This is a genomic window from Cylindrospermum sp. FACHB-282 (assembly GCF_014697195.1).
Taxonomy (GTDB): Bacteria; Cyanobacteriota; Cyanobacteriia; order Cyanobacteriales; family Nostocaceae; genus Cylindrospermum.
In genome coordinates this window covers 1-10889 of the sequence record NZ_JACJRJ010000085.1, presented here as the reverse complement: position 1 = coordinate 10889, position 10889 = coordinate 1, and the positions used below count along the sequence as shown (strand labels likewise).

Here is a 10889-nt window from a genome sequence, read left to right as displayed (position 1 = left end):
ATGCTAACATAAGTGTGTCGTCATTGTGTCATATATGACAAAAAAAGAATTACACATTAGAATTACCGAACGCAGAATGAATAAACTGCGGTTGTATGCTGCAAAAAAAGATACAACTATTACCCAAGTTGTAGAGGAATTGCTTGGTACTCTACCTGAAATTACAGATATATTACAGGTAGGCTAAAGCCTACCGAGTCGTTTTTCATCCCCGGTCTGAAGTACGGAGTATGGCGCTGTGCGCCTGTTCCTCCGGGGCTTTCAAACTTCCGTCTGTTTCTTGTAAACCAGGAACTACCATGCCTCGACTAGCATGGTATGGTGAAGGCAATTGGGGTGGTGCAACTTATCGCCATCTGGGGCAGGCTATTTATAGAGGTTCTAATCTTGTTGGTTTCGCCTCCGATATTCATGGAAATGGCGAAAACAGCAATAACAATTTCCCAGGAAATCTCCGGGTAGAAATTCTGAATTCATCAACTATTCGTGTCACTGGCCCTTGGAATGAAGAATGGAAATTAGTCCAAGCTACCAACTACGATCCTTTACCTAGACCACGGACTTGTGGTGGATATTTTGATCAATACAAAGTTTCTGACCTGTTAGAAAGTCGCCAAGGCGATGGCTTGCGTTGTGTTCTCCGTGTCGGGCCTAAGAATACCACTTGGTTTGGTAACGGTAACTGGGGAGGTTCGACCTATTCCCACATAGGAACCCGTGCCTTTAATGGTCACGGTGCGAGTGATATTTGCGCTGCTGGTTTCGGCCCAATTTGCAACACCTTTGGCTATGGTTCTTTGAAATTAACTCCTGTTGGCGGTGGCTTTAATGTTACAGGTGCTTGGAGCGAAAAGTGGCGTTAACGGATTTTACGATTATCGAAGGAAATTTATGCAAAATATCTAAGTCAATCCAAAATCGCAAATCTAAAATCCAAAATTGATTGACTGGCAGTTGACAGAGCAAACTTTTGGCTAGTTGGATAGAAACGTTTTAGGGTAAAAACGAGAGTCTAAAAGCCGCCTTCCTTGCGTTGGAACCGCCAATTTTGGACAGGTTTTTCCCAAGGTTGAGGTGTCATAACCATGCAAAAACGAATTGGCATTCTTACCAGTGGTGGCAATTGTCCCGGACTCAACGCGGTGATTCGGGCGGTTGTTAGCCATGTCTTGTAGATCCCAATAATTTCTTAGTGCAAACCGCGCGATCGCTCAGTACTTATACTGGCAACACTACGCCGACGGTAACCACAATCTAATCAGAGTTTTTCAAGCTAAGAAAGATAAGTAGGTCAACCTAACAACTATTTATGGACAGTACCGTCAGGCATAATTGTCCCAGTTAAAAAGGCTTCGCTCATATCTGTTGCATTTAAATTCGCCCCAGTCAGGTTTGCTTCACTCAGATTTGCGTCACTTAAATCAGCACCACTCAAGTCAGATTCTCGCAAATCAGCTTTCCACATCCTGACTCCGCTCATTTTGGCATCACTCAGGTTTACACGCTGTAAGTTTGCTGCGCTGAGTGATGCCATATGCAAACTAGCATCACATAAGTCTGCGCCACAAAGAGACGCACCACTAAGGTCTGATTCATTGAGGTTGGCTGTTGTCAGTGTAGCTTCACGCAAATCAGCGCCACTAAAAATCACTTCCGATAAATTTGCATCTTCTAGGTTCGCACCTTGAAGATTTGCTTGACACAGATTAGCTCCATTCATCGAGGCTTGGGCAAGGTTAGCACCCCGTAGGTCTGCTCTAGCAAAGTCTACACCGCCCAAGTAAACACCCCGTAGGTCAGCTTTTGGTAAGGCAATACCGTGGAAGTTCCTTTCTCCTGCTGCATATCGATTTAGAAGTTCTTTAACGTCCATAGCCTTATGTTTTGTGTGAATTTACTGGGGATACTTTTAACGACGCACAATATTGAGCATACTTCCCCTCCAATACTCTCTATTTCTCTTGGAGTTTGATCTTTGACGCAGTGAATCACCTCTTGCCACCTGGTTGTTTGAAACGTGGACTCTACTTTGAGGGTAGCAATAAAATGAGAGGAATTGTTGAATCAAATTACTGGAAAAACGGTAGAAGTAATTAATCCAAGGAGAAGCTCAGTTATTAACCAATAACAAACCCATATTTCATCAGATCCTCTGGATATACTGCGACTAAATCACCCACTTGAAGTTCTTGAACCAGTTTTCCTCTGAAGCTAATATCGATGATGCTCTCCCTCTAACCAAGTAGTTGTCTCTAACTTTGGTTAGAGGGTTAAGTCTTAGAACTTATCATATGATGTGGTTATATCTGAATGGCATTTAAGATAATCTCAAATAACCAATTTTAGGAAGCATTGCGATGGCTTCTCTTCTCGTTCAGAGACGCTCCGCAAAATGCCCAGGAACTGGAGCAAAATCAGATTTTCGTTGGTTTGGTGGCAATGATTGACCCGCCAAGACCAGAAGTTGCAGAGGCGATCGCCAAATGCTATCAAGCGGGTATCCAACATTCATCGCCAATCACCGGATTATTTACAGCTGGATGCTTTTTGAGGGTGATCGCACTCCTATCTCCCTGGTAATAGTCGATGCTAATCCTCTGTCCACCATTAATACTCATGGCTAATGAAATACGAAAGCGAGGCAGCATATCAGCTTGAGATGGCTAGTTGAGGGGATTCTGTAGCATGGGGTGTCAAGAAAAATCATCATAAGGGACTTCCCATAAAAAAATATTCAATTCTGTAGACGGAATGTTAGAACGCACCCTATCACTACTATCATACGTTGGGTTCTACTTCGTTCCACTCAAGCTACTAGGGATTGCGATCCGACTTATAGCAATCCTAAATGAGTTCCGAAAAAAGCTCCCCGGCTTCTTCAAGAAGTCGGGGATCTGAACCTCTCAGTGTTTGCAAATCAAATAGGATTGCTATATATAGCAGTCTATTCTGTTAAAACTGGGCTATTTATAGGTTTTTCAGCACTTTATCAGCCCTAACTTGTTACTTTAAAAGCAATCATCAATTTCCAAATTAACTTCATAATTCAGAAGGGCAGTTGCTATAAAATCGGGAAACTCAGCAAGGCAATGCCTCCTCCTAAATTCTGTATATTTTCTTATCTTTTCTGCACTCACCTTTACTTTTAAAGGAATAATAAAAATTGAAGGTAGAGCGTTGATAGTTAAAGTTAAAAATCCTCATATCTCCTAAGTGCAAGTTGCGATTAATGCTTCATCAGTCGTAGTTACAACGAATCATTCGTTCCGGATTTAGTGTAGGAGGTGAGTAGAATGACCATCACAGTCACTAAACCAAAGTTGCAGGTAAAAAAGCCAACCAACAAAAAACAGTTATCTAAAAATTCAACAGATATCGGTACTCCTCAAGTTCCCCTAGGTCAAGTCGCAGTCAAGCAAGAGCATGAGTTGCTTTGTGATTGGGGAAGCGCATCTTAATTAGCATCTTGCCTGAGCAATCTGTCAATCAAGGCAAGAGATACTTGAGAAATAGGAGAAATCATGAAAATCCCACTACAAATCACCTTTCATAACATCCCACCATCAGAAGCTGTAGAAGAAAAAATTCGCTCCTTAGCTGATAAGCTAGATCATTTTTATAACCGAATTACGAGCTGCCGAGTTATAGTTGATGCCCCACATCGGCATCAGCGTAACGGCAAACTTTATCAGGTGCGAATTGACATAACTGTGCCAACTGGGGAAATAGTTGTAAAACGTGACCCACCTGAACGTCAGAGCCACGAGGATATTTATGTAGCACTTCGTGATGCCTTTGATGCAGCCAAGCGCAAACTGCAAGACCATAGCAGTCTGCTGCGTCAGAAAACCAAGACTCACGAAGAGCAGCCTCATGGAACAATTGCGACATTATTCCCAGATGAGGGCTACGGCTTCATCGAAACATCTGATGGTAGCGAAGTTTATTTTCACCGCAACAGTTTATTCAATAGTGATTTCGAGCAATTGCAAGTAGGAGATGAAGTTCGTTTTACCGAAGAAGAAGGTGACAAAGGACTCCAAGCTAGTACTGTCAGATTGATTAGTTAGCATCATCTACAAAGTTGAAGCTAGAGCAGAGTGCGCGGGTTAAATACCCTCCCCACTGCCCCCTTTCCTCTGTTGTGTAACGATTTTTGTGTTTGTGGTGGAAGTGAGCGAGGTTAGGAGCGATGGGCACTCGGCCCGCCAAAGGCGGAGTTTGTATAAGTTGCGTTTGATGCCTCTTGTTTTACACTCCGCCCAGGTTGACCTAGCCAAGGAAGAAAAATTCGCCCCTATCTGTCACCAGATGCAATCCCTTAGTGCAGCTTTCAATACTAATGTTTTAAAGGACTGGAAGTCAAATTGAGAACTGAAAAAATGCTCATACCAGTTCTGTAGTCTAAATCTTCAAATCAACGTTCTACTCCTTCTCTGTAAACAGGAGGCAAACGAATGAAATTACTCTCTATTGCAGAACTCGAAACACTAGCAAAACAAGCTAGAGAAACTTGTGTATCGCTTTTTCTACCAACTTACCATGGAGGGTCAGACACACAACAAAACCCAATCCGGTTGAGGAATTTAATTCGAGAAGCGGAAGAACGCCTGATTGAAGGTGGTTGGCGTTCTGAAGATGCGAAAAACTTACTCGAACCAGTCAAAGAACTAGATGAATATGAATTTTGGCAGCATCAGAGTGATGGTTTAGCAATCTTCCGCTCTCAAAACTTGTGGCGATATTACTCTTTACCCTTAGATTTTGAAGAATTAGCAATTGTTAGTAACCGTTTTTACCTTAAGCCTCTATTTCCCCTCTTCCAGAGCGATGGACACTTCTATATTCTTGCTCTCAGCCATAATTTGATTCGGCTATTAGAAGGCACCCACCATCACATTGAAGAAGTTGATTTGACTGATGTGCTGCCAATTCTGGAAGAAGTACTGCGGTTTGATGAACCAGAACGCCAAACCCCCTCCCATACAGGCACTCCAGGCGCAGCAGGTGGACGACGGGCCGCCCCTAGTGGAGTCACAGTATTTCATGGTCATGGTGCTGGTGATGAGGATGAGAAAGAAAACCTCAGCCTGTACTTTCATCGGGTAAATGAGGCATTGCGGGAGTTTCTCAAAGAGGAACACGCTCCCTTGGTGCTGGCTGGGGTGGAATATCTCTTGCCGATTTACCGAGAGGCAAATACTTACTCATATCTCATAGATACTGCTATAACAGGCAATCCAGAACTACTGACACCAGAGGAATTACACGCCCAAGCCTGGGAAATAGTAGAACCGTACTTTTTGCAAGCACAGCAAGAGGCGATCAATCAATACAGGGAACTATTAGGAACTGGAAAAGCTTCCAGTCAAATTACAGAAACTATTCCCGCGGCTTGTCAGGGACGCGTTGATAAGTTAATTGTCGCCCTCGATCAGCAGCAGTGGGGAACTTTTGACTCGGACACCCAAACAGTTCAGGTGCATCCCAATGCAGAACCCAACGACGAAGAGTTATTAGATTTCGCTGCAACTCAGACTATCTTGAATGGCGGCATCGTCTATGCAGTTGACTCAGCAGATATGCCAAATGATACACCATTAGCTGCGGTATTTCGGTATTGATAGGTTTGTAGTAAGCACTTTAGTGCTTAGAAAAGCAGGACTAAAGTGCTTACTACAAACTCTCAAATATTTTCAGTTGAGGTAGACCAAATTTCAATTAGGAGTCAGCTACAGAAAAGACAAAATTATGAACCTTAAGCAGAGAGGCATTCTATTAATCATCCTGATGGCGATTATGGGTCTGTCTCTATCTAAACCCCAATAGCCCAGCCGTTTGATTAATGGATTTGATTATTTAATACTTCAAAAGTCAGTTTTATTACCAGGTTCGACTATTTCATCAGATATCAACATTTAGTTGTTCTATTTGTCGAGCAGCTTTATCCCACAACTTCGCTGAAGTTTCATCTTGCCAGTGATTTCGCAAATTTTCTGCTTTTTTGTGACATATTCGCTCTAACATCTCTAGAATTGCAGATAATGACAATTGATCGATTAATGTTTCTAAAATATCCATATATTCTTTTTTCATCACTAATATCTCCTGAAATTTATCAATATCTTCTGACTATACCCATTTAGACATCTTTGAAATCATAACCGGAACCAACTTAACCGCCAAGTGCTTCCAGTAATAAGAATTTTGGCATTAAGCCGCAAGGGGAATGATATTTGGCATCATTGGCTAAATTTCCGTCTATTCTATTAAGAAATTGTTGTCTGTATTCATCATAATTCTGTTAGCGCCAATCAGCTAACCAGTCTGTTGTAAATTTCAACGTTAAGCAGTTATTGTTGACAGATAAAAAATAAAAAAATGCACCTTCATGCTATAGAACTATATTAATATATAAGTGAGATAGTTCCCAGGGAAGTTCCAACATAGATGAAATAAAGTGGCAAGACTGTTTAGTGAAAGCTGAAGTAAGAGTTAGTCCTAAGCTGACAATTTTCTAGACAAAGCTATACATATATTGACTTTTGTCAATATATTTTAGTTGAAAAAATCAAATACTCGATATATGGTTTCAATTTCACAAATATTGAATAAGACTGTTGCTGACGCGAAAACCAAGCAATGATAGTGATAGTCTGTTTGAGAATCTTCAAAAAAAGAAGGATTGCGTTGGGCTACAGCGTGTAAGTCTACTGAGGGATAACCGCTCCCATGCTCCCGTTGAAGTAGAAAGTAAAGTCTAGCTTTGTCTAGGTTTTATATAGCAGTAAAGCCAAACCAGGATCTAGGAAGATGCGACTATGGAAGGTTCGGGTGAGGAGACTGCAAGACGTGTAAATCCAAGTTGGTCGTGGAGGGAACCTTGTATAGAATAGACTGTCATGGCTGAAGGGTCTAGTTGAACGCAACCAGACCCTTCAGTTTATAAACTTGGCGTAGTGTACCAAATACCTCCTGAAAATTTCGCCGCGTATGCCATGAGCATCAGTTACTTCCGCCTCTAGAGATTGTGCATCGAGATGCAAGATTTCAAATTGGTTAAAGCCTAAGTTTTCACTTTCATGTAGATACAAAAATTAATTCAACCTACCTACCAGTAGGCTTACATGGCCAACCCCTTGGAGTTAAATTTTCCCCTTATTTCTTGGCAAATATTAGAAGGCTACAATTAAAAGTAATCTAACTCCCGTCGTCCTTCTAAGGCTCTAGCCAAAGTTACCTCATCAGCATATTCTAAATCCCCACCCACAGGTAAACCAAAAGCAATCCGCGTTACCTTGGTAAATGGTTTGAGTAGCTGACCGACATATAATGTCGTCGTCTCCCCTTCTATACTCGGACTAATTGCCAAAATCACTTCTTCAGGTTTTTGCTGACTAACCCGCCTTACTAAAGGCTGAATGTTCAACTGTTCCGGGCCAATACCATCCATCGGGGAAATCACCCCACCCAAAACGTGATACTTGCCTTTATACTCGCGGGTTTTTTCCAGCGCAATCAAATCACGAGAATCTTCTACCACACAGATAATTTTATTATCCCGCTGAGGATGGCGGCAGATTTCACAAATTGGGTCAGCCGATAGATTAAAGCAGACGGTACACAAACCCATCTGTTTTTTTGCATCAATTATCGCTTGCGCCAAAGCCTCTACTTCTGCTTCTGGACGCTTCAAAATATGCAATGCTAGTCTTTGAGCGGATTTTGGCCCGACTCCCGGTAGGCGTTGCAGTTGCTCAATTAATCGTGCTAAAGGGCGTGCGTAAACCGTAGCTTTGTCTCCAAAATATTTGCAGTACTACTATAATGACATTTTCACATAATTTTTGATTGTTTATTTAGCTGATCAAATGATTGATACACTTAAGCAGTTCCCTATTACCTTGTACGTAGCTAGTGCTACAGGAATTTTCACAGCTTTGGCAACTCTGAGAACAGGCAATTTTCGTGAATGCGATCTCTTTTTTGTTGTATTAAGTTAAAGACTTCAGCAGGATAGTACACAAAGTACGCTATAAAAATTAAAGCAGTTAATTGAGCTATCTCCATGAAGTCTATTTTCGGCGAAGCTCTCGTAAAATTATTGATGCGATCGCCTCGCTTTTTTATTGAGGTATAGATGTGCGATCAGCGCTTCTCCCAAAGGGAGACGCCAAGGGCGAACGCAGCAGCGCTGAGTGCAATGTACAGGCTCCGCGTTCACGTTCGTGGAGCGTGGCATTAGCCATAGTGTCCCAAAGGGATACGCTATCCAACTATGCAGCGAACTAAAATCTTTAGTAGGGACACAGCAATGCTGTGCCCTTAGCGCATCTTACATCCAATAAAATCGCGATAGTTTAACAAATGGGCTGGATTTCTGACTACGTTTGAAACAAATTACCAAAGAAATCGTAGTGATCTAGCGCTTCCAAAATTCCCCAAGCATAATGCCCTTGAGCAAAATAAATCTGTGGATAGCCCCGCAGCTTTTCGATTTCTTGACTGTAATTTCCAACCACAACTGCTAGAGTATGCCCACCCAGCATAGATTCATCATTACCTGAAGCCCCAGCCACCAAGAACCGTTTCACAGGTAAGCCCCATTTCAAAGCAACATAACGAATAGCATCTCCTTTAGAAGCACGAAGAGGCACCAAATCAAGATACATATTATGACTGTAAATTCCTCTAACGGGAAGCTGAAGCTGACGCAGATGGCGGATTATTTCCAAAAAGCTTGGCGATTTGGCTTCATCAACAAAGTAGCTGATCTTTAACTTGCCTTGAGCCTCTGGTGGCTGCAATTCCACACCAGGGATCTGCCTCATGGCTTGATGAATTGCTTGGGATTGCCAATGAGAGCCAATGTGTCTTTGCCAACTCGTGTCCGTCACTATCTGAGGGCCGTAGTATATTTCACTGCCTGCTGAAGTGATTAGCAAATCCGGCATTGGAAACCGCCATTCCTCCAACATACTCAAAGTACTTTCGAGACTGCGGCCGGTTGCAATACCCACTCCAGTTGTCTGACCCTCGTTATGGAGTCGCTGAATCAACTGTTTTAGAGCTTCCTGGTCGCCCAATAGTGTATTATCGATTTCGCAAACAAGGAAACGGTCAGCCGTTGGTAGGCGGTTTGTATCAGGCACATTCCAGTCCGGATGCTCGGCTGCTGGAGATTCCCGAAGAGGACTGAGCAGAGATTGAATTCGTCGTTGGGGAAATTGGCGTAATTTCTCCAGATATTGCTCTACATGACTATCCCAGGAGAACTTTTGTCGGACATTACTTAGTCCGTTAGCAGACCAGCATTGCCATTGTTCGGCATCTGTCAGCATTGTTCGCAGTGCACCTTGGATATCTTTAATATTAAGAGGATCAATCAGCAGACCATTCTTGCAAGCTGCCACAATATCCCTTGGCCCGCCGTCAGCAGTAGCAATGATTGGTACACCAGATGCCGCCGCCTCAATCAGAGTCAGTCCAAATGGCTCTGTTAATGCTGGATTGATGAAGACTCCTCGTGATTTAGCTGTTAGCCGATATAAGTCTGGCACATCATCAGCATTGTGGTGTTTGGGATAAGCAATATAACCATAAAGGTCATAGCGATCAATTAATTGCAAAATTTCCATAAACACCTGGCGTGGCCCAGATTCCATCGCCATGATGTCCTCTCGTTTTCCCAATATGAGCACCAGGTTTGCCAGGTGACGCAGTTCCGAATCTTCGCCATAAGCCTTGATCAGATTACGCACATTTTTCCGAATAGCCGGACGGGAAATCGCCATGATCATTGGCTTTTGAGGATCTTTGAGAAACCGCTGCAATTCCTCTTGAATCGGTGGGTTCTGCCAATCATCGGCTGCTGGGTAGAACTGCTCCAGTGTAACACCTGGGGGGATCACCACCATTCGTCCGGGTTGATAGCGATCGTAAACACTGTACTGCTCCTCAACTTCTTGATGAGTACTGGCTACCACTAGTGCTGCACTGCCAAGTGTAGTTTCTTCAGCTTCAATCCGCGTAGTAATGTGAAAGTGATCTTCAATTACATCCAGTTTAGTTCCCTGTTCTAGTAATCGTTGCTGCTTAATACGTCCGAGGGAGTGACCAGTATGTACAAGGGGCGTTCCTAACCAGCCAGCTACTCGACAGCCTACATAGCCAGCGTCAGCGTAGTGTGTGTGAATAACATTTGGTACTTTTCCCACTTTGCGAATGTGTCTTAGTAATTCATCAGCAAAGGTATCTAAATGCGGCCAGAGAACTTCTTTGCGGAGGTAGCGACGTGGGCCACAGGAAAGGCGAATGATTTGGGCTTTATCTGAGAGAATTTCTACTGGTTGAGCGTAGTCTTGGCTCACTTTTGGGTCGTTTACCAAGCGAGTGACTAGGTCAACTCTTTCTACTTGTGGGTTTTTGGCTAATGTAGAGGCAAGTTCGACCACATATTTTGTTTGTCCACCTGTATCAGCATCTCGTCCTAACTCCAGATCATGTCCCCGAATTAAGCCATGAACACTGACCAGTAGAATGTACAACCCTGGACTGTGTGACATCGTGTCTTCCTTCATAACAGGCTATAACTAGCCAAGTTATATCAAATTGGCTGTGACAAAATGAAGGAGTGAAAGCCCATTCCTTGGTTTGTGTGGGATGAGATGGAACGCTAACGCTGCTAAATTAATTCTGGCATAAGGACTGATGCTCAAAAACAAAAAAACGCACTCCATTTTTGGAGTGCGTTTTTTTATTCAGCTAAGAGTCGAATATTAACCGTTGATTGCAGGAGCAGTCAGAGCCACAGGAGCAACTTCACCAGCAGCCAAGTCTAGGGGGAAGTTGTGAGCGTTACGCTCGTGCATTACTTCCATACCCAGGTT

Annotated in this window: 11 protein-coding genes and 2 pseudogenes; 7 read left to right on the top strand and 6 right to left on the bottom strand. The window is 43.0% G+C overall.

Annotation, left to right across the window (positions count from 1 at the left end):
* The first annotated feature begins 34 nt into the window (after positions 1 to 34).
* The 3 genes and pseudogenes from H6G32_RS25710 to H6G32_RS25700 form a co-directional block, all read left to right on the top strand.
* Positions 35 to 187 (top strand): hypothetical protein, encoded by a 153-nt coding sequence (locus H6G32_RS25710; RefSeq protein ID WP_190463494.1) that lies wholly within the window; start codon positions 35 to 37, stop codon positions 185 to 187.
* A gap of 112 nt (positions 188 to 299) precedes the next feature.
* The gene (locus H6G32_RS25705; RefSeq protein WP_242046727.1) at positions 300 to 863 is read left to right on the top strand and encodes a hypothetical protein; all 564 of its coding nucleotides are present in this window, start codon (positions 300 to 302) and stop codon (positions 861 to 863) included.
* Positions 864 to 1085: 222 nt separating this feature from the next.
* A pseudogene (locus H6G32_RS25700) lies at positions 1086 to 1166 on the top strand (6-phosphofructokinase); the annotation flags it as partial.
* Between the two features lie 137 nt (positions 1167 to 1303).
* Here the strand turns inward: H6G32_RS25700 and H6G32_RS25695 are convergent.
* Positions 1304 to 1873, bottom strand: coding sequence for a pentapeptide repeat-containing protein (locus H6G32_RS25695; RefSeq protein WP_190463492.1), 570 nt, complete (start codon positions 1871 to 1873; stop codon positions 1304 to 1306).
* Between the two features lie 479 nt (positions 1874 to 2352).
* On the opposite strand from H6G32_RS25695, the gene H6G32_RS25690 reads away from it, so the two are divergent.
* The 4 genes from H6G32_RS25690 (at position 2353) to H6G32_RS25675 (ending at position 5624) form a co-directional block, all read left to right on the top strand.
* Positions 2353 to 2580 carry a hypothetical protein gene (locus H6G32_RS25690; RefSeq protein ID WP_190463498.1) on the top strand — a complete coding sequence of 76 codons (228 nt, stop codon included), beginning with the start codon at positions 2353 to 2355 and terminating at the stop codon, positions 2578 to 2580.
* 713 nt (positions 2581 to 3293) lie between these two features.
* Positions 3294 to 3458 (top strand): hypothetical protein, encoded by a 165-nt coding sequence (locus H6G32_RS25685; protein ID WP_190463490.1) that lies wholly within the window; start codon positions 3294 to 3296, stop codon positions 3456 to 3458.
* 63 nt (positions 3459 to 3521) lie between these two features.
* The gene (locus tag H6G32_RS25680) at positions 3522 to 4070 is read left to right on the top strand and encodes an HPF/RaiA family ribosome-associated protein (protein ID WP_190463488.1); all 549 of its coding nucleotides are present in this window, start codon (positions 3522 to 3524) and stop codon (positions 4068 to 4070) included.
* Positions 4071 to 4457: 387 nt separating this feature from the next.
* Entirely contained in the window at positions 4458 to 5624 is a 1167-nt protein-coding gene (locus tag H6G32_RS25675) for a baeRF7 domain-containing protein (RefSeq protein ID WP_190463486.1), read from the top strand.
* Positions 5625 to 5904: 280 nt separating this feature from the next.
* Here the strand turns inward: H6G32_RS25675 and H6G32_RS25670 are convergent, their stop codons facing one another.
* From H6G32_RS25670 to H6G32_RS25655, 5 genes and pseudogenes are all read right to left on the bottom strand, one after another.
* Positions 5905 to 6096, bottom strand: a complete 192-nt coding sequence (locus H6G32_RS25670) for a hypothetical protein (RefSeq protein WP_190463484.1) — start codon at positions 6094 to 6096, stop codon at positions 5905 to 5907.
* Between the two features lie 1093 nt (positions 6097 to 7189).
* A complete protein-coding gene (gene recR, locus H6G32_RS25665) occupies positions 7190 to 7753 on the bottom strand; it encodes a recombination mediator RecR (protein ID WP_199328253.1) in 564 nt (187 codons plus the stop codon).
* Positions 7754 to 8101: 348 nt separating this feature from the next.
* Complete coding sequence (locus tag H6G32_RS26560) at positions 8102 to 8242, bottom strand: hypothetical protein (protein ID WP_206757981.1); 141 nt, start codon at positions 8240 to 8242, stop codon at positions 8102 to 8104.
* 142 nt (positions 8243 to 8384) lie between these two features.
* Positions 8385 to 10565, bottom strand: a complete 2181-nt coding sequence (locus tag H6G32_RS25660) for an HAD-IIB family hydrolase (RefSeq protein ID WP_190463482.1) — start codon at positions 10563 to 10565, stop codon at positions 8385 to 8387.
* 213 nt (positions 10566 to 10778) lie between these two features.
* A pseudogene (locus H6G32_RS25655) lies at positions 10779 to 10889 on the bottom strand (photosystem II q(b) protein); the annotation flags it as partial.